Annotated in this window: 19 protein-coding genes and 14 tRNA genes; 3 read left to right on the forward strand and 30 right to left on the reverse strand. The window is 59.5% G+C overall.

Translation table 11 applies throughout. The features are described from left to right. Positions 1-86: 86 nt before the first annotated feature. The 4 genes from FSY45_RS14155 to FSY45_RS14170 form a co-directional block, all read right to left on the reverse strand. The gene (locus FSY45_RS14155; protein WP_046462757.1) at positions 87-1,064 is read right to left on the reverse strand and encodes a D-glycerate dehydrogenase; all 978 of its coding nucleotides are present in this window, start codon (positions 1,062-1,064) and stop codon (positions 87-89) included. A 115-nt stretch (positions 1,065-1,179) separates the two neighbouring features. Continuing rightward, a complete protein-coding gene (locus FSY45_RS14160) occupies positions 1,180-2,598 on the reverse strand; it encodes a sodium:proton antiporter (protein ID WP_003067682.1) in 1,419 nt (472 codons plus the stop codon). A gap of 82 nt (positions 2,599-2,680) precedes the next feature. After that, a complete protein-coding gene (gene pncB, locus FSY45_RS14165; protein ID WP_046462758.1) occupies positions 2,681-3,916 on the reverse strand; it encodes a nicotinate phosphoribosyltransferase in 1,236 nt (411 codons plus the stop codon). A 229-nt stretch (positions 3,917-4,145) separates the two neighbouring features. Next, positions 4,146-4,625 (reverse strand): thioesterase family protein, encoded by a 480-nt coding sequence (locus FSY45_RS14170; RefSeq protein ID WP_012837589.1) that lies wholly within the window; start codon positions 4,623-4,625, stop codon positions 4,146-4,148. A 351-nt stretch (positions 4,626-4,976) separates the two neighbouring features. Between FSY45_RS14170 and FSY45_RS14180 the strand changes: the two genes are divergently transcribed. Beyond that, positions 4,977-5,525 carry a phasin family protein gene (locus FSY45_RS14180; protein ID WP_003067688.1) on the forward strand — a complete coding sequence of 183 codons (549 nt, stop codon included), beginning with the start codon at positions 4,977-4,979 and terminating at the stop codon, positions 5,523-5,525. Positions 5,526-5,796: 271 nt separating this feature from the next. Then, the gene (locus FSY45_RS14185) at positions 5,797-6,555 is read left to right on the forward strand and encodes a 3-hydroxyacyl-CoA dehydrogenase (protein ID WP_046462759.1); all 759 of its coding nucleotides are present in this window, start codon (positions 5,797-5,799) and stop codon (positions 6,553-6,555) included. 94 nt (positions 6,556-6,649) lie between these two features. On the opposite strand, the gene FSY45_RS14190 is transcribed toward FSY45_RS14185, so the two are convergent. From FSY45_RS14190 to folC, 26 genes are all read right to left on the reverse strand, one after another. Then, a tRNA-Asp gene (locus FSY45_RS14190) sits at positions 6,650-6,726 on the reverse strand. 48 nt (positions 6,727-6,774) lie between these two features. Beyond that, positions 6,775-6,850, reverse strand: a tRNA-Glu gene (locus FSY45_RS14195). Between the two features lie 45 nt (positions 6,851-6,895). After that, positions 6,896-6,971 (reverse strand) — tRNA-Ala (locus FSY45_RS14200). Positions 6,972-7,118: 147 nt separating this feature from the next. Continuing rightward, complete coding sequence (locus tag FSY45_RS14205) at positions 7,119-7,454, reverse strand: P-II family nitrogen regulator (protein WP_046462731.1); 336 nt, start codon at positions 7,452-7,454, stop codon at positions 7,119-7,121. 20 nt (positions 7,455-7,474) lie between these two features. Beyond that, complete coding sequence (locus tag FSY45_RS14210; RefSeq protein ID WP_003061132.1) at positions 7,475-10,564, reverse strand: efflux RND transporter permease subunit; 3,090 nt, start codon at positions 10,562-10,564, stop codon at positions 7,475-7,477. A gap of 4 nt (positions 10,565-10,568) precedes the next feature. Continuing rightward, positions 10,569-11,774 (reverse strand): efflux RND transporter periplasmic adaptor subunit, encoded by a 1,206-nt coding sequence (locus FSY45_RS14215; protein WP_003061135.1) that lies wholly within the window; start codon positions 11,772-11,774, stop codon positions 10,569-10,571. 46 nt (positions 11,775-11,820) lie between these two features. After that, on the reverse strand, positions 11,821-13,092 hold the full coding sequence (locus FSY45_RS14220) for a TolC family protein (protein WP_046462730.1): 1,272 nt from the start codon (positions 13,090-13,092) through the stop codon (positions 11,821-11,823). Positions 13,093-13,426: 334 nt separating this feature from the next. Further along, a complete protein-coding gene (locus FSY45_RS14225; protein ID WP_039050538.1) occupies positions 13,427-13,840 on the reverse strand; it encodes a hypothetical protein in 414 nt (137 codons plus the stop codon). A gap of 277 nt (positions 13,841-14,117) precedes the next feature. Next, a tRNA-Asp gene (locus FSY45_RS14230) sits at positions 14,118-14,194 on the reverse strand. Positions 14,195-14,242: 48 nt separating this feature from the next. After that, positions 14,243-14,318 (reverse strand) — tRNA-Glu (locus FSY45_RS14235). Between the two features lie 45 nt (positions 14,319-14,363). Continuing rightward, a tRNA-Ala gene (locus FSY45_RS14240) sits at positions 14,364-14,439 on the reverse strand. Positions 14,440-14,447: 8 nt separating this feature from the next. Next, a tRNA-Asp gene (locus FSY45_RS14245) sits at positions 14,448-14,524 on the reverse strand. A 48-nt stretch (positions 14,525-14,572) separates the two neighbouring features. After that, a tRNA-Glu gene (locus tag FSY45_RS14250) sits at positions 14,573-14,648 on the reverse strand. Between the two features lie 45 nt (positions 14,649-14,693). Next, positions 14,694-14,769, reverse strand: a tRNA-Ala gene (locus tag FSY45_RS14255). 8 nt (positions 14,770-14,777) lie between these two features. After that, positions 14,778-14,854: transfer RNA gene (locus FSY45_RS14260), tRNA-Asp, on the reverse strand. A gap of 48 nt (positions 14,855-14,902) precedes the next feature. Next, a tRNA-Glu gene (locus tag FSY45_RS14265) sits at positions 14,903-14,978 on the reverse strand. Between the two features lie 86 nt (positions 14,979-15,064). Further along, positions 15,065-15,141, reverse strand: a tRNA-Asp gene (locus FSY45_RS14270). A gap of 48 nt (positions 15,142-15,189) precedes the next feature. Further along, positions 15,190-15,265, reverse strand: a tRNA-Glu gene (locus FSY45_RS14275). Positions 15,266-15,310: 45 nt separating this feature from the next. Continuing rightward, positions 15,311-15,386, reverse strand: a tRNA-Ala gene (locus FSY45_RS14280). A 68-nt stretch (positions 15,387-15,454) separates the two neighbouring features. Next, on the reverse strand, positions 15,455-16,864 hold the full coding sequence (gene gltX / locus FSY45_RS14285) for a glutamate--tRNA ligase (RefSeq protein ID WP_046461392.1): 1,410 nt from the start codon (positions 16,862-16,864) through the stop codon (positions 15,455-15,457). Between the two features lie 150 nt (positions 16,865-17,014). After that, the gene (locus FSY45_RS14290) at positions 17,015-18,226 is read right to left on the reverse strand and encodes an O-succinylhomoserine sulfhydrylase (RefSeq protein ID WP_003061097.1); all 1,212 of its coding nucleotides are present in this window, start codon (positions 18,224-18,226) and stop codon (positions 17,015-17,017) included. Between the two features lie 304 nt (positions 18,227-18,530). Beyond that, positions 18,531-20,039, reverse strand: coding sequence for an amidophosphoribosyltransferase (gene purF / locus FSY45_RS14295; RefSeq protein ID WP_046461391.1), 1,509 nt, complete (start codon positions 20,037-20,039; stop codon positions 18,531-18,533). After that, the gene (locus FSY45_RS27845) at positions 19,984-20,130 is read right to left on the reverse strand and encodes a hypothetical protein (RefSeq protein WP_187427563.1); all 147 of its coding nucleotides are present in this window, start codon (positions 20,128-20,130) and stop codon (positions 19,984-19,986) included. The genes purF and FSY45_RS27845 overlap by 56 nt, the downstream gene beginning before the upstream one ends. Before the next feature lie 105 nt (positions 20,131-20,235). After that, positions 20,236-20,733: a CvpA family protein gene (locus FSY45_RS14300; protein ID WP_003061092.1), complete on the reverse strand. Its 498-nt coding sequence runs from the start codon at positions 20,731-20,733 to the stop codon at positions 20,236-20,238. A 28-nt stretch (positions 20,734-20,761) separates the two neighbouring features. Beyond that, complete coding sequence (locus FSY45_RS14305) at positions 20,762-21,712, reverse strand: SPOR domain-containing protein (protein ID WP_046461406.1); 951 nt, start codon at positions 21,710-21,712, stop codon at positions 20,762-20,764. Between the two features lie 58 nt (positions 21,713-21,770). Further along, positions 21,771-23,096: a bifunctional tetrahydrofolate synthase/dihydrofolate synthase gene (folC, locus tag FSY45_RS14310; protein ID WP_046461390.1), complete on the reverse strand. Its 1,326-nt coding sequence runs from the start codon at positions 23,094-23,096 to the stop codon at positions 21,771-21,773. 100 nt (positions 23,097-23,196) lie between these two features. Between folC and FSY45_RS14315 the strand changes: the two genes are divergently transcribed. Then, the gene (locus FSY45_RS14315; protein ID WP_003061086.1) at positions 23,197-23,559 is read left to right on the forward strand and encodes an ArsC family reductase; all 363 of its coding nucleotides are present in this window, start codon (positions 23,197-23,199) and stop codon (positions 23,557-23,559) included. The last annotated feature ends 99 nt before the right edge of the window (positions 23,560-23,658 follow it).

The raw sequence follows: 23,658 nt of genomic DNA on the forward strand, positions 1-23,658 counted from the left end.
GGGCAGAAATTATCAAAGCCGACAACGCACTCAGAGCACGTATTCGCCCTCAAACTGATATGACGTGATACGGCCTAATCGCGGCATCAGGCCAGCTGATTGACGGGCGTCAGCGGCCCCTTGCCAGCAAAGAACGAGATCAGGTTGTCAGCCGCCAGCCCCGCCATGGCCGTACGCGTACCCTTGGTGGCGCTGGCGATATGAGGTGTCAGCACCACATTGGGCACGGTCAGCAGATCGGGATGCACGACAGGCTCACCCTCGAACACGTCCAGCCCCGCTGCGGCAATGCGCTTATCCTTGAGTGCCTGGGCCAGAGCCGCATCATCGACGATGCCGCCACGCGCAATATTGATCAGCGTGGCTGTGGGCTTCATATGCGCAATTTCTCCCGCGCCTATGGTATGGCGGTTTTCGGGGGTGAATGGCAGCACCAGCATCAGATGGTCTGCACGCTCGAGCAGCTCCTGCTTGCCGACATAACTGGCCTTGCACTCGGCTTCCAGCGCAGCATCCAGACGCGAGCGGTTGTGATAGATCACCTCCATGCCAAAGCCGTAAGCCGCACGGCGTGCAATGGCCTGACCGATGCGGCCCATGCCCAGGATGCCCAGCGTGCTGCCATGCACCTCGGCACCCGCAAACAGGTCGTAATGCCAGTCCTTCCAGAGCCCGGCACGCAGATAGTGCTCGCTCTCGGCAATGCGGCGCGCCGTGGCCATCAGCAGGGCAAAGCCGAAATCAGCCGTTGTCTCGGTCAGCACATCGGGGGCATTCGTGCCCTGCACGCCCGCGGCCGTCATCGCGGGCACATCGAAATTGTTGTAGCCCACCGCCATATTGGCCACGATCTTGAGCTGCGGGCAGGCGGCCAGCAACTCAGCATCGATGCGCTGCGACCCCGTGGTCAGTACGCCATCCTTGCCCTGCAACTGCTGTGCCAGCTCTGCCGGAGACCAGACCACATCCTCCTGATTGGACTGCACTTCAAAATGCTGCTGCAACCGCTGCACCACCTCGGGTGAAATGGCGCGGGCAATCAAGATACGGGGCTTTTGACTCATCGCGTTGTCTCCTCATTCATCTTTTTAGAACATTTCAGCTCGCCCGGCACAGCCCGAGCTATCAAGCAAGAGCCGTCCCGCAGCAATGATGTCGTCCCCCTCAAGGGGAGAGCCATCACCTAAACCAAATCCAGGTAATCAAAACCAGCAGAGGTACCAGCACGCAGACCGACCAGAGCATATAGCCGAAAAAGCCCGGCATCTTCACGCCGCGATCTTCAGCAATCGCCTTGACCATGAGATTGGGCGCATTGCCAATGTATGTGTTCGCACCCATGAACACGGCACCGGCAGAAATGGCTGTCAGCGTCAGCGCCATCTCGGTCATGAGGTGAGCGGGGTCGCCGCCGGCGGTATTGAAGAACACCAGATAAGTCGGAGCGTTGTCGAGGAAGGAAGACAGCAGACCCGTGGCCCAGAAATACATGGCCGGGTTGGGCGTGCCATCGGCATTGGTGACTGCGCGCACCACGGCACCGAACGGGCCATCGACACCTGCCTTGAGCATGGCGATGACGGGAATGATGGTCAGGAAAATACCTGCAAACAGCTTGGCCACTTCCTGCATGGGTCCCCAGCCGAACTCATTGGCCTGATGCACACGAGCGGGTGTGAGTTTGAGCGAAAGCAGCACCACGGCAAGCAAACCCAGATCACGCACCAAACCGGGCAGGCCCACATGGGTCCCGGCGATCTCGATACCCGCAGGAGTGCGCCAGATGCCGCTGACCAGCACCAGAGCCACCACCACCATCAGCAGCACAAAGTTCACGCGGCCTTCAAAGCCCAGGCGGCTTTGAGCCCCGGTCACATCCATGCTGGGCGTGGGATCGGGCAGATCGGTCTCGCCCTTTTGCCCCATCAGCTTGTGATCTATCGCATAGAAGATGGCCAGCAGCGCCAGCGTGAGGAACAGCATAGGGCCCCAGATATGGCTCACCGTCCAGAAGAAGTCCACCCCCTTCAGAAAGCCCAGGAACAGCGGCGGATCTCCGAGCGGCGTCAACGCCCCCCCAGCATTGGAGACGATGAAGATGAAAAACACCACCACATGAGCCTGATGACGGCGGTTATCGTTGGCGCGCAGCAAGGGGCGTATCAGCAGCATCGAAGCCCCGGTCGTTCCCATGAAGCTGGCCAGCACCGCTCCAATGGCCAGGATGGCGGTATTCAACCCCGGCGAACCACGCAGATTGCCGCGCACATAGATGCCTCCGGCCACCGTGTACAACGCGGTCAGCAGGATCACGAATGGCAGATACTCGGCCAGCAAGGCATGCACCAGATTCACGCCCGCCGCGCCCAACCCGTAGACCAGCGCAAAAGGCAGCAGGAAGGCCAGCGCCCAGCCGGCAGTGACCTTGCCGAAATGGTGATGCCAGAATTGCGGAAGCAGCAGCGGCAGCAGCGCAATGGACAGCAGCATGCCCACAAACGGCAGGCCCCAGGCCACGGACATGGCTGCGCCGTCAATGTCTGCGGCCTGCGCGGTGGCCGCTGCCAGCGTCAGCAGCGCGGCCGCCGCGGCTTTCATAAAAGATTTGCTGTTCAAACGCCCATCCTCTCTGCTCTTTGCCCTGCAACAGGCATAACTCCCGCCAATGATTCTTTGATTTCTATGCCGGCGAAACCGGCGCCGGCGGCGCAATGCTGAACACCTGGCGCAGATAGGCCAGGTATTTTTCATCGTCACACATGCTCTTGCCCGGTGTGTCCGATAGCTTTGCCACGGGCTGGCCGTTGCAGCGCGTCATCTTGATCACGATCTGCAATGGCACATGCTCGGGGGGATTTCCCAAATCGTTGGTCAGATTGGTGCCGATGCCGAACGCCAGCTGGCAGCGACCGTTGAAGCGCTCGAACAGCCCGATGGTTTTGGGGATGGTCAGCCCGTCGCTGAAGATCAGCACCTTGCTCAGCGGATCGATCTTGTTGGCCTTGTAATGCGCGATCAGGCGCTCGCCCCAGTCAAACGGGTCGCCGCTGTCATGGCGCGCACCGTCAAAAAGCTTGCAGAAGTACAGATCGAAATCACGCAGAAAGGCCGACATGCCATAGACGTCGGACAGCGCAATCCCCAGATCGCCCCGGTACTCGCGCGCCCAGGACTCGAAGCCGAAGATCTGGCTGTCGCGCAGGCGCGGGCCCAGCGACTGGCAGGCCTGCAGATATTCATGGGCCAAGGTGCCCAGCGGGATCAGGCCCAGCTTCATCGCATACAGCACATTGCTGGTGCCCGCCAGTTGCCCCTTGCGCTGGCCGTTAACGCGCGCCGCCCCCGAATGACCCAGCCTGGCGCAAAGCACCCGCAGCACCTCTTCATGCCAGGCCCTGGAAAAGCGCCTGCGGGTGCCGTAATCGGCAATCTTGAGCGACTCAAGGCCAGGCGCCTGCAGCAGCGCGATCTTCTCGTCCAGGCGCTTGCGTCCTTCCAGAAAGTTGGGTACGGGCTGGGTATTGCGGAAATACACCTCGTTGACGATGGCCAGCACTGGAATCTCGAACAGGATGGTGTGCAGCCAAGGGCCCTGGATGGTGATGTCGATCTCGCCGCTGGCCAGGGGCGTGACCGTGATGTATTTGTCGTTGAGCTGGAACAGGCTCAGGAAATCGACAAAATCGCTCTTGATGAAGCGCAGCGAACTCAGATAGGCCAGCTCGGCATCTTGAAAGCGCAGCTTGCACAGAGAGCGGATTTCTTCACGAATTTCATTGACGTACGGAGCCAGTTGCACGCCAGGGTTGCGGCATTTGAAGCGGTACTCCACTTGCGCGCCCGGAAACTGATGCAGCACCACCTGCATCATCGTGAATTTGTACAGGTCGGTGTCTAGCAGACTGGTGATGATCATGGACGACGGTGGGCCTGACGGTCCGTTCAGTCATGGAACAAGGCTGGCTCAAATACAGGCTGCGCCAGCCTCAACAGAGACTGACGAGTGTAGGCTATTCCACACCCTGCACCGTACTCACGGCCCCTAAGCGCTTCTTGCAGATGCGGGCTTCGGATTTGCCGCCAGATATATCAATCGGATCAGAATCAAACCTTTGATACACATACGCGAGAAGCTATCATTTTTGCTATTCACCAGCAGGCTCTGCACGCAGCAGTGACTGTAGCGCCGCCCGCAAGGGCTCGGGCAAAGGCACAGGCCGGCGCGTCTGCCTGTCGACATAGACATGCACAAAATGCCCGGCAGCAGCCGACTGGCTCGCACCCCTGGCAAACAGACCCACTTCATAGCGCACGCTGGAGCTACCCAGATGGGCCACGCGAATACCCGCTTCCACGGCTTGGGGGAAAGCCAACGAGGCAAAGTAATTGCACTGGGTCTCTATCACCAGGCCAATCGTCTGCCCATCATGAATATCCAACGCGCCCTGCTCTATCAGATACGCATTGACCGCGGTATCAAACCAGCTGTAGTAGATGACGTTGTTCACATGACCGTAAACATCGTTGTCCGACCAGCGGGTGCTGATTTCACGAAACACGGGATAGGAGTCGCGCGCCTGCGGCTGGGCGCGCAAAGGTTTGCCATGAGATAACGATGCAGTCATGCAGTCATTTTGCAGAGCTGCCCCGGCGCCGCCAGCACCACCGCGACAGGGCTTGCAGGTTGTCACTCATCAACGCATGACGCACCGCACAAAGAAAACACGCCACTTCAATTTTTGTCAGTTATCAGACACAACAAAGTCTTTTAAAAATCAGATACTTATCAAAAACAAAGAGTCATTAATTTTTTTGCTGCAGCGCAACAAATTAAAGCTTGCATTGCCACAAATTCTCTTTCACAATGCACCCATGCTGCACTGCAACATGCGACTGACAAAGATAGCGGTCATGTCAGGGCAGACGTTTCCTCCGGTCCGATCCCTTTGTTAGATCCGTAATTTTGGAGAATTGCCATGAGCCTGACCCCTGACCAAATCCTGAGCGCACAAAAAGCCCACTTCGAGACACTGTTCGGCCTGACCAGCAAAGCTTTCGAAGGCGTGGAAAAGCTGGTGGAACTGAACGTCACCGCCTCGCGCGCCGCACTGGCCGAAGCTGCCCAGCACACCCAGGCCGTGCTCAGCGTCAAGGACGCCCAGGAACTGCTGACTCTGCAAGCAGGCCTGTTCCAGCCGCTGGCCGAGAAAACAGCTTCCTACAGCCGCCACCTGTACGACATCGCCAGCAACACTGCCGGCGAATTCAACAAGACGCTGGAAGCCCAGTCCACCGAAGCTCGCAAGAACTTCAATGCCCTGCTGGACAACACGACCAAGAATGCTCCTGCCGGTTCCGAATCCGCTGTTGCCATGGTCAAGAGCGCAGTCTCCGCCGCCAACAACGCTTTCGAATCCGTGCAAAAGGCGGTGAAGCAAGCCTCCGACATGGCCGAAGCCAATTTCAACGCAGCCACCAAGACAGCAACCGAAGCTGTCAAGGCCACGACCGCTGCCAAGCGTTAAGAACATGGTTATTGACATGCTTGGCAAAGACTAGGGTTTACCCTATAATCACCAGCATGTCAGGTCGGCATACATTGAATCAGATGCTGACCTTGCGCAAGTTGTCTCCTTGGATCCTCCTGAAACCCCCGTTTCATGGATCCCTTCAAAGCCCAATCTTCCCGATTGGGCTTTTTTTTATGCGCGCTTTCCTCAGGTCACCAGTTCCTTCACTCTGTGCATAATTGACGTTTACGTCAACGTCAACAGACATCGAACAAGGAGACAGTTCATGCAGATTCAGGATCGCGTATTCATCGTGACCGGTGGCGCTTCAGGCTTGGGCGAAGGTACGGCGCGCATGCTGGCCGCCAACGGCGGCAAGGTCGTGATTGCCGACATGAATGCAGAGCGCGGCGAGGCCGTAGCCAGTGAGATCGGCGGCGCCTATCTGCGCTGCGATGTCAGCAATGAGGCCGATGGTCAGGCCGTTGTCGCCAAAGCCACCAGCCTGGGCAAACTCGCCGGCCTGATCAACTGCGCCGGTATTGCACCGGCCGAGAAAACCGTAGGCAAGAGCGGCCCGCACAGCCTGGCCGTCTATACCAAGACCATCATGGTCAACCTGGTCGGCACCTTCAACATGATTCGCCTGGCAGCGGATGCCATGAGCAAGAATGAGCCAGAACCTACCGGCGAGCGCGGTGTGCTGATTTCTACCGCCAGCGTCGCAGCCTATGACGGCCAGATCGGTCAGGCCGCCTACTCAGCCTCCAAGGGCGGCGTGGTCGGCATGACGCTACCCATTGCTCGCGACCTGGCTCGCAACGGTATTCGCAATATGACGATTGCTCCCGGCATCTTCGGCACCCCCATGTTGTTCACCATGCCGCAGGAAGTTCAGGATGCACTGGCCGCCAGCGTGCCCTTCCCCAGTCGCCTGGGCAAACCCGAGGACTACGCCAAGCTGGTCAAGCAGATCCTGGAAAACGACATGCTCAATGGCGAAGTCATCCGCCTGGACGGCGCCATTCGCATGGCCCCGAAATAATGGGTAAATCAAAGGCCTTGCCGCAAGGCCTTTTCTCGGAATCCCGGGCAAAGAAAAAGCCGCAATCAATTGCTTGATTGCGGCTTTTTGAATCTGGCGGAGTGGACGGGACTCGAACCCGCGACCCCCGGCGTGACAGGCCGGTATTCTAACCAACTGAACTACCACTCCTGGCAGGAAGCTTTGCTACATATCATGTAGCTGCAAGCGCTTCAAACTTGGCGACCCTACGGGGATTCGAACCCCGGTACTCACCGTGAAAGGGTGATGTCCTAGGCCTCTAGACGATAGGGTCAATTCCTAGAACGATTCGAGTCTCGCGACTCGCCGTCATTAATTTTGGTGGAGGTAAACGGGATCGAACCGATGACCTCTTGCATGCCATGCAAGCGCTCTCCCAGCTGAGCTATACCCCCCAAAGCAATGAAACAGTGTTTCTCTGCTGCAATGCAAAAATTGTAGCACAGGGTTTTCGCCAGTTTTTCCAAACCTCCAACATTTTGTCGAAAGCATGAAAAAAGGGATGCAGAGAGCATCCCTTTTTCTTTCAGTGCCAAGCCTGATCAGCTCACGGCGCCGCCGTCACGGATACGGTGCATCTCGCCGATATCCACCGTCCAGACCAGACCGTCGCCGATCTGCCCGGTGCGGCAGGCCACGACGATGGCTTCGCGAATCGCCCCCACCATGGATTCCTCCACGATTACGCAGACCATGAGCTTGTCCGAAAAATCGGTCAGCTCATCCTTGACCGTACGCTTGTCCACGGCTGCGGGGGCCGTAAAGCCCTCGGCCTTGAAAATCGTCACACCCGGAAAGTTCGGAATCGCACGCAGCTCGGTACGTAGGCGCTCCAACCGGCTGGGACGCACGATGGCGCGGATTTCTTTCATCGTCATCGGATCACTCCTTTCTCAAATCAAGCCTCGGTCGGCTTCTCGTCAAACCAGCGGTACAGCGTGGGCAGCACCACCAGCGTCAACAAAGTCGAGGTAATCAAACCACCGATCACCACGATCGCCAAGGGACGCTGAACTTCGGAGCCAGGACCCGTCGCAAACAGGAATGGCACCAGACCCAGCAAAGCCACGGTTGCGGTCATCATCACAGGGCGGAAACGCTGAGTACAACCTTCGCGCACGGCTTCGGCCACGTCCATGCCGTCCTGACGCAGTTGGCGAATGCTGGATACAAGCACCACGCCGTTCAGCACAGCAATACCCCACAGGGCAATAAAGCCCACCGATGCCGGCACGCTCACATATTCGCCAGTGACAAACAAGCCAATCAGGCCGCCAATCGAAGCAAAGGGCAGCACCAGAATGATCAGGCTTGCCAGCTTGATGGAGTTGAACAGCAGGAACAGCAGGAAGAAGATGGCCACGATGGTCAGCGGCACGATCACCTGCAGCGTGCCCATGGCGCGCTCCATGTTTTCGAACTGACCGCCGAACTTGAAGTAATAGCCGTCGGGCAGCTTGACTTCCTTGTCCAGGCGCTGCTCGACCTCGGCAACAAAGCCAGCCAGGTCACGCCCTTCCACGTTCGCGCCCACCACCACGCGGCGCTTGCCACCTTCGCGGCTGATCTGCGCGGGGCCATCGACCAGTTCGATCCTGGCCAGACTGCTCAGCGGCACTTGCGCGCCAGCCGCCGTGGTCAGCAGCGTTGCGCCAATGGCTTCAGGCGATCCCCGATAGGACTCGGGGAAACGCACCACGACCGAGTAACGACGCTCACCCTCATACAAGGTCGTCACGTCCTTGCCGCCAATGGCGGACTCCAGCAGGCTTTGCACATCGGCAACGTTCAGACCGTGACGAGCAATCGCCTTGCGGTCGATATCCACCGTCAGAGCCTGCTGACCCGAGAGTCGCTCGATACGTATGTCCGTACTGCCGGAGACGCTCTTCAGAATGCGCGCCACCTGCTCGGAGACTTCCTTGAGGTCTTCAAGCTCGTCCCCGAACACCTTCACGGCCAGTTGCGAGCGCACGCCGGTCACCATTTCATCCACACGCTCGGAGATGGGCTGGGACAGCACAATCTGCACGCCGGGAATCTTGGACAGGCGCTGACGAATCTCTTCGTCGATCTCATCCTGGGTACGCTCGGACTCGGGGTCCAGCAGCACGATGGGGTCAGACTCATTGGGGCCAGCAGGATCGGCTGGCGATTCGCCACGTCCCAGCTTGGACACCACGGACTTCACGCCGGGCACCTGCGCCACTTCCTTCATGGCAGCCATTTCCATGCGAATGGATTCATCCAGGGAAATGCTGGGCACGCGGTTGATCTGCGGTGTCAGCGCGCCTTCCTTCATGGTCGGCATGAAAGACTTGCCCAGGAACGGGAACAGGCCCAGCGATCCGATCAGCAAAGCCACGGCCACGGCCAGCGTCAGGCGGTTGCGTGCAGTCGCACCGTCAAGCAGACGCAGATAGTGGCGCTTGAGGAAGCCAATCAGCTTGGTATCGTGATCGGCACCGCCCTTGAGGAAGTAGGAGCACAGCACGGGCGACAGGAACAGCGACACGGCCAGCGAGATCGCCAGAGCCATGGCAATGGTCAGCGCCAGCGGTCCGAACATCTTGCCTTCAATACCTTGCAGCGTCATCAGCGGCAGGAACACCAAGATGATGATGGCAATACCGAAGATGGTGGGGGTAGCAACTTCCACGGTGGCCGACAGCACGGTGCGAATGCGCTCGCCGCGCGAATTGCCCGCCTGCCCCAGCTTGTGGAAGACGTTTTCAACCACCACCACGGTGGCATCCACCATCAGACCAATGGCAATCGCCAAGCCACCCAAGGACATCAGATTGGCCGAAATGCCGTACTTGTTCATCATGATGAAGGTGGTCAGCGGCGTGATGATCAGCGTCGCCACCACAATCAGGCTGGAACGCACATCGCCCAGGAAGATGAACAGCACCACCACCACCAGGAAGATGCCCTCAATCAGCACCTTGCCCACGGTCCAGAGAGCGGAATCCACCAGATCGGTACGGTCATAGTAAGGAACGATCTGCAGGCCGCCAGGCAGCATGCCCTTGGAGTTGATCTCCTCCACACGCTCCTTCACGCGGGTCACGACTTCCTTGGCATTGCCGCCGCGCATCATCAGCACAATGCCCGAAACGCCCTCGGTATAGCCGCCCTTGATGATGGCACCCTGTCGCACCTCGGCATCAATCTGCACCTTGGCCACATCACGCACATAGACCGGCACTCCTCCCTGCTCCTTGAGCACGATGTTGCCGATATCGTCCAGCGTGCGGATCATGCCCACGCCGCGAATCAGATACTGCTCGGTCACCTGCGGCAGGATGCCGCCGCTGGCATTGGCATTGTTGTCCGCCACGGCTTGCACCACCTGACGCACGCTCAGGTTGTAGTGACGCAGGCGGGCAGGATCGACCAGCACCTGGTACTGCTTGACATATCCGCCCTGAGAGTTGATTTCAGCCACACCGGGAATGGATCGCAGCAACGGACGCGCCACCCAGTCCTGAATGGTGCGACGCTCCGTCAACTCGGCCTGGGTCAGCTCACGCTTGCCATCATCGGGGTGGTCCAACGTGTACTGGTAGACCTCACCCAGGCCAGTGGATACCGGCCCCAATACCGGCACGATGCCTTCAGGCATGCGTGGCGTGACTTCGATCAGACGCTCCGTCACCAACTGCCGGGCAAAGTACACATCGGTCGCATCGGTAAACACCAGCGTGATGATGGACAGACCGCTCTTGTTGAGCGAGCGCATCTCTGCCAGCCCGGGTAGCCCCGTCATGGCGATTTCGAGAGGCACGGTCACAAAACGCTCGATCTCCTCGGGCGAACGACCAGGGGCTTCGGTGGCAACCTGAACCTGCACATTGGTCACATCGGGGAAAGCATCCACCGACAGATTCATGGCGGCACGCAGGCCAAAGCCACACATCACCAGCGCCAGCACGACCACCACCAGCCGCTGCGATAGCGCGGCACGAATCATGGAGGCAATCATGGGCTTACTCCAGTTCTGCGCGCTTGCGCTCGTTGTTCAGGTGGAATGCACCTTCGACCACGATCTGGGAGCCTTCGCTCAACCCCTTGAGCACAGGTCGCAGACCACCGCTGGCCGCCCCCAACTCCACCGGAGTCAGGCGATAGTGGTTTTCGGCTTTCTTGACGTAGACATGATCCTTGTCGTTCTCGCGAACCACCGCCAGCGACGGGATTGCCAGAGTCTTCTCCATGGCCCCCTGGATCTTCATGGTGGCCAGCATCTGGGGCTTGAGCGCCAGATCTTTGTTGTCCACCTGAGTGCGAATGGTCACGGTGCGGGTTTCGGGGGACACGGTGTCACCCACGTAGATGATCTTGCCCGAGATGGGTGTCTCCTCGACGGTCAGCCCCAGCGCCGGCACATCGATCTGCACGTTCTGGCCAGTCTGCACGCTGCGCGCAATTTGCTCGGGCAGGGCGCCCACCACCCAGACATTGGAGAGATCTGCCACAGTGAACAGAGGGTCCCCCGGCTGCGCCACCTGACCCTGGCTGACCTGGCGCTCGATCACAATACCTGCAGCAGAAGCCGTGATGGCGGCATTCGGGGCCACATTGCCCTTGGCGCGCAAACTGCTCAGCGCATCGGCGGACAAGCCCATCAGCTTGAGCTGATCGCCTGCCGCCCTCAACTCTGCGCGCGCAATCTGCACTTCCGATTCGCGACGCAGCAGTTCTGCAGAGCCGATCACATCGGCAGCAATCAGCTGACGCGCCCGCTCTACGGAGCGCTCTGCCAGAGTTGCCGTGGCGCTGGCACGCATATAGGCCAGTTGAGCCGTGGTCAGCTCGGGGCTGGCGACGCGCGCCAGGGTCTGACCAGCTTTGACGCGATCGCCGGTTTCGGCCAGCACCTCAGTCACACGCCCTGTCACGGCCGCACCGATGCGGGTGACCTTGCGTTCGTTGGCTTCAATGCGACCGGCAACTTCCTGCACCGATGCAACCTCGGCCTGCGTTACCGCGGCGGTCTTGAAGTTGGTTGCCATTTCGGCTGAGACAACCACCTCCATGGGGTCAAGCTCGGCCTTGGTATCTGCTGCAGCAACCGCAGCAGCCGGCTCCTCCTTGCCGCAGCCAGTCAGGGTCAATGTTGTCAGCCCGGCCAACGCCAGTGCCAGAACCAGAGAGGCGGGACGCGCAGTCCTGGAGTGATGATGAGAAGACATAAAGCGAATTCAAAAAATACGAAAACGTGGTCTTGACTTTGAAAGCTCAAAGCGAGGAAGGCTGGGCATAGCGGCCAGCCAGAAAATCCAGTTCAATCCGGGCGGATTGCAGCTGATAACGGGCTTCAAGCAAATCGGCGCGTACCGTGCGCAGCACGCGCTGGGCGTCCAGCACATCCAGAATGCCGCGCTCGCCGAAGCGGTAGGCAGCCTCGGCTACGCGCAAGGCCGATTCGGCCTCGCGCACCGCGCCCTCGCTCAGGGCCTTGGTGCGCACCTGCGCCATTTCCATGACCTTCCAGGCCTGCAACATTTGCTGCTCAAGTTCGGCCTTGCGACCTTCCATGCGCAGGCGAGCACGCTCGGCTTCCGAAGCAGCCTCATCAATCGGACCGCGACGCTGGTCGAACAGCGGAATCTGCATGCTCACGCCGATGGTGTTATTGCGGATATCGGGCTCTCGCGTCTGCGCGTAACGCAGCTCAAGACCCGGCCAACGGCTGGCTTTGGCACCGTTCTTCTGCGCTTCGGCCTTGTCCACCTCGGACTGCAGCTGCAGCAGCTCCGGATGGGACTGCCAGTTGATGTTCTGCAACTGCACTGTCTCCACCGGATCCTGCAGAGACAGGGCCAGATCAAAGCGATTGGGCAACTGGCCTGCCGCCAGACGATTGAGCGTGAGCTGGGATTGCTCGGCCAGCAAACGGGCAGACTGCTCCTGCTGACGAGCGTTGATCAGTTCGGCATCGGCCTTGATGATTTCGTAACGCGCCGCCTCACCGCTGGAAACACGCACGCGTACACGCTCATGGGCCTGTTCCAGCAGCTTGACGGCATCGTAGGCGGCCTGTGCCTGCGCCTGTCGCAGCACCACCTCGTAGGCCTTGAGCTTGACCTGGGCCACGAGTGCATTGCGCGACGCAGCAATCTGGTGCACGGATGCTCGCTGCCCGGCTTGCGCCGCCTCGATACGAGCAGCGCGCACGGAAGGCATTTCTATGGGAACCGAGATCCCCATGGTCTGCACATTGCCGGGCGTGGCCGATGCCAGACGCGCCTTGTTGTCGCCGCGACTCCACTCCAGCTTGGGGTTGGGCAGCGCGCCAGCGCTGACCACGGCGGCCTGAGCCGTGAAGCTCGACTGCTGCACTGAGCGCAGTTCGGGATTGTTGTCCAGCACGGTCTGCACCAGCTGCGTCAAAGTCAGCTTGGGCTGCACCTGATCTGAAATGGTGCTGCTGATTTGTGGTGTGCCATGAGCATTGGTCTGAGCATGCGCAGCCAGAGCTGCAGCGAGACACAGGCCGAACACGGCCACGCGTTTGGGGCTTCGCAATGGTGTATGGCCAGAAGAATTCTTACTGGCCTTGGCCGGTAAAGAAGCCGGCACTATCGATCTATTGAACATAGAACACAGCTGCCTTCTTGAGGGCAGATAAAGTGAGGAAAGGGTCGGAAACCCGTCATGCACATGCGGCGGCCGCCGCATGCGATGCAGGATCAGTTACACCTGAGCAGGTGAAGCCGCCCCAGACCTGTCTCAGAGCCATGCTCTGCAGACAAGCACATTCCAGGCCAGCAGGCGCTGGAATAACGGGCGGCAGGTATCGGGGGTCTAAAAAGCCCAGCGCAAACGTTCTGACGTGATGACGTCAGCTGAGCTGGAGCTTGCCTGCCTGCGGCAGGCCGAGACTTGGCGGACGCAACATGCTTTCCGGCCAGGGATGAGTCGGGTGCACCACATGCCCCTGAGGAGGCACCCGGACATCGGCCACACCTACAGCTACCGCTTCAGGAGGGCCAAACAATTCATTGCGATCATCCTGGGCCGGATTGAGCTCGGCAGTGCGATGTGGACGGTGAATGGAGAACTCCACCGTATCTTCTTCCACATCGTCCTCGAACTCCTGCAGCACATCGACACCGTATTCGTGCGGCTCTGCGTCGAGTACATAAGCCATGGCCACCACATCTTGCGAACCTGCCGGCCACATGGCGATGAGTTGCACCCCGATGATGGAGGCAAACATCAACAGCGACAGCAGAAAGGAAGACGCCGGACGCATGGATCGAAGGAGCTGTGGTTAAACGAACAACAATGAAGGGATGAGACAGTCACCGGGAAGCAGGCCCAATGGTGACAAGATGGTGTACCGATTGGCAGCAAAAGTTCCCGCATGGAAAACTTTTGTCAACATCTGTAAGGGTGAACGATAGCGTATCGCCATAGCACTTGCATGGCAAGGGTATCTTGCTAGAAAGTCAGGAGCACATCAAATCTGCCAGAGCGCCACAGACAAGAAAAAAGCCGCAATCAATTGCTTGATTGCGGCTTTTTGAATCTGGCGGAGTGGACGGGACTCGAACCCGCGACCCCCGGCGTGACAGGCCGGTATTCTAACCAACTGAACTACCACTCCTGGCAGGAAGCTTTGCTACATATCATGTAGCTGCAAGCGCTTCAAACTTGGCGACCCTACGGGGATTCGAACCCCGGTACTCACCGTGAAAGGGTGATGTCCTAGGCCTCTAGACGATAGGGTCAATTCCTAGAACGATTCGAGTCTTGCGACTCGCCGTCATTAATTTTGGTGGAGGTAAACGGGATCGAACCGATGACCTCTTGCATGCCATGCAAGCGCTCTCCCAGCTGAGCTATACCCCCAAAAACTGTGGCGGAGTGGACGGGACTCGAACCCGCGACCCCCGGCGTGACAGGCCGGTATTCTAACCAACTGAACTACCACTCCTGGCAGGAAGCTTTGCTACATATCATGTAGCTACAAGCGCTTCAAACTTGGCGACCCTACGGGGATTCGAACCCCGGTACTCACCGTGAAAGGGTGATGTCCTAGGCCTCTAGACGATAGGGTCAATTCCTAGAACGATTCGAGTCTTGCGACTCGCCGTCATTAATTTTGGTGGAGGTAAACGGGATCGAACCGATGACCTCTTGCATGCCATGCAAGCGCTCTCCCAGCTGAGCTATACCCCCAAAAACTGTGGCGGAGTGGACGGGACTCGAACCCGCGACCCCCGGCGTGACAGGCCGGTATTCTAACCAACTGAACTACCACTCCTGGCAGGAAGCTTTGCTACATATTATATAGCTACAAGCGCTTCAAACTTGGCGACCCTACGGGGATTCGAACCCCGGTACTCACCGTGAAAGGGTGATGTCCTAGGCCTCTAGACGATAGGGTCATAACCTAGAATCTTTGCTTTCGCACCGATTAAAAAAGCGCCTTCTGAAAATAAAGGCGCTTTTTTAATCAAGCGACTAGCCAAACTGGCGGAGTGGACGGGACTCGAACCCGCGACCCCCGGCGTGACAGGCCGGTATTCTAACCAACTGAACTACCACTCCTGGCAGGAAGCTTTGCTACATATCATGTAGCTACAAGCGCTTCAAACTTGGCGACCCTACGGGGATTCGAACCCCGGTACTCACCGTGAAAGGGTGATGTCCTAGGCCTCTAGACGATAGGGTCAATTCCTAGAACGATTCGAGTCTTGCGACTCGCCGTCATTAATTTTGGTGGAGGTAAACGGGATCGAACCGATGACCTCTTGCATGCCATGCAAGCGCTCTCCCAGCTGAGCTATACCCCCAAAAACTCTCTGCAAGACAACCTTTTAATCAGTCGCGTTTTGCAGAGACTCGAATTATAGACAGGTTTTTAGCGATTTTTCAAACGCGCGATAACTTTTTCACGTCCGAGCAATTCCAGCACCGCATCGACCGAGGGAGTATGGGCCGTGCCCACGGTCAGAACACGTACGGGCATGGCCAGCATGGGCATCTTCACGCCCTGCGCCTTGAGCAGCTCCTTGATCGCAGCCGCAATGGCTTCCTTGGTCCATTCCACGTTTTCCACCACGGCCGCAAATGCATCCAGCACGGGGTTGGCCGCCTCGGTCACATGCTTGGCGTAGTCTTCCGCATTGCGCTCCACGCTGTCCGCATAGAAGACCTTGGCCCAGTTGGCCAGATCCACCAAGGTCTCGCAACGGTCCTTGAACAAGGCAGCAATGCGCACCAGACGGTCATCGGCATCGATCAGGCTCTCGGCCACACCCGCCTTGACGACAAAGGGCTTGACCAACTGGGCCAGCTCGGCGTCGTCCATGGCCTTCAGATGCTGGGCATTGACCCAGCGCAGCTTGGCTTCGTCAAACTGGCCGGCACTGCGGCCCAGGTGATCCAGGTTGAACCACTCCAGGAACTGGGCGCGACTGAAGATTTCGTCGTCGCCATGGCTCCAGCCCAGGCGGGCCAGATAGTTCACCATGGCATCGGGCAGATAGCCTTCATCGCGGTACTGGGTCACGGCCTTGGCACCGTTGCGCTTGCTCATCTTTTCACCTTGCTCGTTGAGCACGGTGGGCAGGTGGGCAAAGGTAGGCACGGTGGCACCCAGCGCTTCAAAGATGTGAATCTGGCGCGGCGTGTTGTTCACATGGTCGTCGCCACGGATGACATGGGTGATGTTCATGTCCATGTCGTCCACGCAGACGCAGAAGTTGTACGTGGGCGTGCCGTCGGGTCGGGCAATCACCAGATCGTCGAGCTCGGAGTTCTGGAACTCGATACGGCCCTTGCACTTGTCGTCCCAGCCCACCACACCGGTTTGCGGAGTCTTGAAGCGCAGCACGGGCTTCACGCCTTCGGGAATCGCGGGCAGGACCTTGCCCTCCTCGGGACGCCATGTGCCGTCATAGCGGGGCTTTTCCTTGGCAGCCATCTGCTTTTCACGCAGCGCGTCCAGTTCCTCCATGCTCATATAGCAGGGGTAGACATAGCCTTTTTCCTGCAAGGTCGCCAGCACCTGCTTGTAGCGATCCATGCGCTGCATCTGGTAGAACGGGCCTTCGTCATGGTCGAGCTGCAGCCACTCCATGCCTTCCAGGATCACGTCCACGGACGCCTGGGTGGAGCGCTCCAGATCGGTGTCCTCAATGCGCAGCACGAAGTCGCCGCCATTGGCGCGCGCAAACGCCCAGGGATAGAGGGCCGAACGAATATTGCCCAGATGGATGAAACCCGTGGGCGAAGGGGCAAAGCGGGTGCGAATTTTGTTGTTTGTCATATCAGAAATCCTTGTACGACATTCCTCGCGCCAAGGCTGCGGCGCTTGATACGCACGCAGTCTCGGCCAGAGATGCCGAGCAAGAGCCGCCTCGCAGCGCAGGCATAGTCCCCCAGGAAGGGGAAGGCTCGAAGCGACTCAGGGAGTGTTTCACAGCGTATCCAGTCCGCGAGCCAGGTCGACCTTGAGGTCTTCCAGATGCTCAAGACCCACGGAAATACGAATCAGACCCTGACCCACGCCGGCAGCCTGACGCTGGTCCTCGGTCAGACGACCATGCGAGGTGCTGGCCGGATGGGTGATGGTGGTCTTCACATCACCGAGGTTGGCCGTAATCGAGCACAGACGCGTGCTGTCCACGACATGGAAGGCATTGGCACGCAGTTGCTCGGCACCCTCGCCCACCACATCGAAGGCCAGCACCGCACCGCCCATGCCATTTTGCTGGCGCATGGCCAGCTCGTGCTGAGGATGGCTCTTGAGGCCCGGGTAGTACACACGCGCCACCTTGGGATGGGCTTCCAGCCAGGCGGCAAACTCCAGCGCTGCTGCGCTTTGCGCCTTGACGCGCAAAGCCAGGGTTTCCAGACCCTTCATCACCGTCCAGGCATTGTAGGGAGCAATGTTCAGACCGCCGCTGCGCAAGAAAGTGCCCATGACCTTGTCCACGAGGGCAATGGTGCCGCAAACCGCACCGGCCATGACGCGGCCTTGGCCGTCAAGGAACTTGGTGCCCGAGTGCACGACGAGGTCGGCGCCGAACTTCACGGGCTGCTGCAGCACGGGAGTGGCGAAGCTGTTGTCCACGGCCAGCAGCGCGTTGTTGGCGTGCGCCAGCTCGGCCAGTGCGGCGATGTCGCAGAGATCGGTCAGCGGGTTGGTGGGCGTCTCGGCAAACAGCATGCGCGTGTTGGGCTTGATGGCCGCCTTCCAGGCTTCGATATCGGTCTGCGAGACAAACGTGGTTTCCACGCCGAAGCGTGCCATTTCGGTTCCCAGCAGCTTGATGGTGGAGCCGAACATGGACTGCGAGCAGATCACATGATCGCCCGTCTTGAGCGCCGTCAGCGCCACCAGCAAGATGGCCGACATGCCGGTGGAGGTCGCTACCGCACATTCCGTGCCTTCCATGGCCGCCAGACGCTTTTCAAAGCTGGTGACCGTGGGGTTGCCAGTGCGGCTGTAGGTGAAGCCCGGCTCTTCATTGGCAAAGCGGCGCGCTGCGGTCGCCGCATCGGGCTGCACAAAGCTGCTGGTCATGTACAGGGCTTCGCAATGCTCGCCCCACTGGCTGCGCTCGACCGCTTCGCGCACGGCCAGAGTTTCAGGATGCAAACCTTCGGGTAATGTCTTGTTGGTCACAATCGTCAAATCCAGATGGTTGGTACCGGTCATGAGTCCGCTGCAGACCGCCAATCAGGCCCGCACGCATGCTGCTCTACCAGCTTGACCGGCGGCACTCGCCGTGCCGGTCTTTGAATATGCTTTGCTCGCACATCATGAAATTTGAGTCGTATCAGGCTCAAACCCTTAATGAGCATACGTCAACAGCTCACTTTTAAAGAGCACACCGACCGCACAGCTCTGCCATTGTCCTCCCGAATGAAAAGGGTTGCCTAAGCAACCCTTTCCGACTCGGTCATTCGCTGCGCTTTAACGCCAGCGCTCAGCTTTCCTGAGCATTCGGCAGGGACAGGCGCGAAGTGTCTTCGCTCTCCTCTTCGCTGCCGCGGTTGCGGCCTTCGTTGAGCGCCGTCACCTCTTCATCGGAGATATCACCGGTGATGTAGATGCCGTCGAAACACGAGGCCTCGAAACCGCTTACCTGGGCATTGATCTTGCCCACGGCCTGCTTCATGGCTTCCACGTCCTGATAGATCAGCGCGTCGCAGCCGATGACCTGGCGAATTTCCTCGACCGTGCGGCCGTGAGCCACCAGCTCGGAGCGCGTGGGCATATCGATGCCGTACACATTGGGGTGACGCACGGGGGGCGCAGCGGAGGCCAGATACACCTTGTTGGCACCTGCATCGCGCGCCATCTGCACGATTTCCTTGGAGGTGGTGCCGCGCACGATGGAGTCATCGACCAACAGCACATTGCGGCCCTTGAACTCGCTGCTGATGGCGTTGAGCTTCTGGCGCACCGACTTCTTGCGAGCGCCCTGACCCGGCATGATGAAGGTACGGCCCACATAGCGGTTCTTCACAAAACCTTCGCGATAGGGCTTGCCCAGCAACTGTGCCAATTGCATGGCGCTGGGGCGGCTCGATTCGGGAATGGGAATCACCGCATCGATTTCATTGGGCGGCACCATGGAGATCACGCGCTTGGCCAGCGTTTCCCCCATGTTCAGGCGAGCCTGATAGACCGAAATGCCATCCATGGTGGAGTCGGGACGTGCCAGATACACATACTCGAACACGCAGGGATTGAGCTGGGTCTTTTCAGCGCATTGCTGGCTCTCGACGCGGCCGTCGTTGTGCACGAAGATCGCTTCGCCGGGAGCGATGTCGCGCTCGAACTGATGGGTCGTACCTTCCAGCGCCACGGACTCGCTGGCCAGCATGATGGTGCCATCATTGCCGCACCCCATGCACAGCGGACGAATGCCGAAGGGATCGCGGAAGGCCAGCAGGCCGTAGCCGGCGATCAGCGCGATCACGGCGTAAGAGCCCTTGATGCGCTTGTGCACCGCACGCACGGCCTTGAAGATTTCCTCGCTCTGCAGCGGAGCGCCGCTGGAGGCGCGACCGATCTCGTGCGCCAGCACGTTGAGCAGGACCTCGGAGTCGCTTTCGGTGTTGGTGTGGCGGTGATCGGTATCCGCCAGTTCGCGGCGCAGCTGCTTGGCATTGGTGAGGTTGCCGTTGTGCACCATGACGATGCCGAAGGGCGCATTCACGTAGAAGGGCTGAGCCTCTTCCTCGCTGGAGGCATTGCCCGCCGTGGGATAACGCACCTGACCCAGACCCACATCACCGGGCAGAGCACGCATATTGCGGGTGCGGAACACATCCTTCACCATGCCCTTTGCCTTGTGCATGAAGAACTTGCGTTCCTGCTGGGTCACGATGCCGGCTGCATCCTGCCCACGGTGCTGCAGCAGCAGCAAAGCGTCATAAATCAGCTGATTCACGGGTGTGGTACTCACCACACCAACGATTCCACACATAGTTGCGTTCCATCTGTTCGCGAAAGTCGCCCTTCGCCACACTCGCCTGCTTCGCCACCCATTGGCTAGCCTGCGCTTTGATATCCGGCATGGCGGATCACGCCAACACCAAACTCTCGTCAGCACCCACTGCGTTTTACAGCAAGCACCTTAGCCACTTTCAACCCTTAGGTAAATTGCGGCAAAAAACTTCGCTTCAAGAGGAAGCCTTGGGCAGATACTGCCCCCACTCCTCTGGCAGAGCCGGCAGCACCCAGCCCAGCGCCTCGGTCAACCAGGGCGCCAGCATCGAGTCCTGCCACCACAAAGCCTTGTGCAACGGCGTGTACTGGATCACCAGAGCCAGCACCAGCAGCAGCAGGCCACCACGCAAGACACCGAACAATGCGCCCAGGGTGCGATCCACAGGCCTCAGACCCACGGCTTCAATCAACTGCTTGGACAGCCAGGAGATCACTCCCCAGGCAAACATGGACCCCACCAGCAGCAGCACAAAGCCCGCCGCATAACGCAGCTGCATGTCCCAGCCATCCAGCGGCAGCCACACCGCCACCTCTTGCGCCCAGGTCCGCGCGACCATGAAGGCTACCAGCCAGCCCAGCAAGGACAGGACTTCATAGACCAGACCGCGCCAGGCCCCCAGCAACAAGGAGCCCAGCACAACGACCACAAAAATCCAGTCCAGCGTGCTCATCAATCAAACCGTTGCCGGAAAACCGGTCTCAAGCCTTGAACACCGATGCCGGCAAACCCAGGGCCTTGGCTCTGGCGGCAGCCTTCTCGGCTTCTTCGCGGCTCTTGAAAGGCCCCATGCGAACACGTGTGCGCTTGCCGTCCTTGGTATCCACGGTCTGGGTAAAGGCTCCGGTCCCCAGCTTGCCCTTGATTTCGTTGGCCTTGCCGACTTCGGCAAAGGCGCCGATCTGAACGATAAAGCGCTCGTTAGTCGCTGCAGCCTCCTTGGCCGGTGCTGCTTCCGAGGTACTGCGCCCCTCCAGCAGTGCACGGGCACGAGCGGCTTCGTCCACCTTGGGCGCCTCCGGCTTGTGCTTGGGCTCGGGTTTGGCTTCCGGCTTCTTGATCTCGGGTTTGACCTCTGGCTTGACCTCGGCCTTGGGTTTTTCAGGCTTCGGTTCCGGCTTGCGCTCGGGCTTTACTTCCGGTTTGGGCTCCGGCTTGGGCTGAGGCTTGACCTCTGGTTTGGGCTCGGGCTTGACCTGAGATGCCACCGCAGCGGCAGTGCCGACGGCAGCAGCCCCGACCACCGGCGCAGCAGGCGCCACAGCGGCCGCCGCAGGAGCTGCAGGCCTGGCCGAAGGCGCAAGCACTTCTTCGCCATCATCCAGAGAAGCATTGGCAGCAACACGCCCTGACGGTGCAGCCGTCTGGCTCGCCACCTGAGTGCCAGGCACGACCTCGGGAGCCGAGTTGGCCTGATCGGGAATTTCAATCGGAATATTGACCGGAATGGGACGTGGCTGCGTATCGAACAGCAGCGGGAAGCCCACCACACCGATCAGCACCAGCACGGCCGCCCCGATGAGGCGATGACGTGCGCGGCGGCGCATGGCTTCCACGCTTTCGCCCTGGGCCAAGCGGCTGGGGCGCTTGGCTCCGGCCACGGACTCGGCTTCGTCTTTTTTGCCAGGCCAACGGAAATTGAAAAATGCCATGAGTGAGGACTTGTTGAGGCCTGCCACCCGACAAAAGCCGGGGCGGCAGGCCGCTGACTCAGTGAGTCAGGTGTTTGGCGTTCAGACGAGGCGTGCCGTTTTGCAACACTCCGCCCACAGTGAAGAACGATCCAAAGACCACGATTCTATCAGCCGCCTCCGTTGCCGCCACTGCGGCATCCAGGGCCTGCTGGGGATTGGCAAAGGTCTGCATGCTCACATCTTTGCGGACCACGCCCTTGGCCTGCAACTGCTGCAGCTTGGCCTTGAGGTTTTCTGCCGAATCCGCACGCGGCGTCGGCAGATCGGTGAAATACCAGCGATCAACCAGCGGACCCACCTTGGTGAGCATGGGCTCCCAGTCCTTATCGGCCATGGCACCGAATACGGCATGCGTGATCGGAAAGTAGCCCATGGCATCGAGATTCGCAGTGAGAGCTGCCACCGAGTGCGGGTTGTGCGCCACATCCAGCACCAGCGTAGGCTGGCCGGGAACGATCTGGAAGCGACCGGGCAGCTCCACCATGGACAAGCCCGTGCGCACGGCCTGTGCCGTCACCGGCAGCTTGCCGCGAATGGCTTCATAGGCGGCCAGCACGCCGGAAGCATTCATCAGCTGATTGGCGCCGCGCAGCGCCGGATAGGCCAGCCCCGCATAGCGGCGGCCACGGCCAGCCCAGCCCCATTGCTGCTTGTCGCCGTCGTAGTTGAAATCCTTGCCGAAGCGCCAGAGGTCGGCACCGATTTCGGCCGCGTGATCGATCACGCTTTGCGGCGGCACGGGGTCGCTGACGATGACGGGACGACCGGCACGCATGATGCCGGCTTTTTCCCGGCCAATGCTTTCGCGATCGGGGCCCAACAGTTCCATGTGATCGAGATCGATGCTGGTGATGATGGCGCAGTCGGCATCGATGATATTGGTGGCATCGAGCCGGCCTCCCAGACCCACTTCCAGAATCGCCACATCCAGCCTGGACAGACTCATCAGGCGCAATATCGCCAGCGTGGTGAACTCGAAGTAAGTGAGTGCAACCTCTTGCCCTTCCTTCACCCTGGCCTGCTCCACCGCCTCGAAATGCGGTATCAGCTCCTCGGCCTTGACGATCTCGCCGCCCACACGGCAGCGCTCTTCAAAGTGAACCAGATGCGGCGAGGTATAGACACCGGGGCGATAGCCGGACTGCAGGGCCACGGCCTCCAGCATGGCACAGGTCGAACCCTTGCCATTGGTGCCGGCCACCGTGATGACGGGGCAGTCGAATTGCAGGCCCATGCGCTGTGCGACTTCACGCACGCGATCCAGACCCAGGGCGATGTTCTGGGGATGCAGGCGCTCGCAATAAGCCAGCCAGGCATCCAAGGTGGGGAATATGGTGTGCATACTGGGCGCTATTGTCGCCCACTGTCAGAGGCCCTATGGCTGCCGGCACTTGGCAAATGCGTTACATCTGACTCCAACCGTTTCACCGCTACCGAACACCATGAGCAAGATCACCACCGTCTACGGCATCCCCAATTGCGACACCGTCAAGAAAGCACGCAGCTGGCTCAGTGAGCAAGGTATTACTTACCAATTCCACGACTTCAAGAAACAAGGCGTTCCCGCCGAGCGTCTGCCCCAGTGGATGCAGGCTCTGGGCTGGGAAAAGCTGCTCAACCGCCAGGGCACGACCTGGCGCAAGCTCGATGACGCGACAAAGGCCTCTGCCGTGGATGCGCCCAGTGCCGCCGCCGTGATGCAGGAGCACGCCAGCACCATCAAGCGACCCGTGGTGGAATGGGCCGACGGGAAAATCACCGTCGGTTTCAAGGCCGATGAATGGGATACGCTGCAAAACACATAAGCAACCGCTCACATTTACACATGGCTTTACCTAGTTTTACGGTGCCGAGTGCTGGAATTTACGCAGATCCCCTAAACTTTTCGGTGATCTGATGCGTTA

The sequence above is a fragment of the Comamonas sp. Z1 genome, from assembly GCF_008121555.1.
GTDB classification, from domain to species: domain Bacteria; phylum Pseudomonadota; class Gammaproteobacteria; order Burkholderiales; family Burkholderiaceae_C; genus Comamonas; species Comamonas thiooxydans.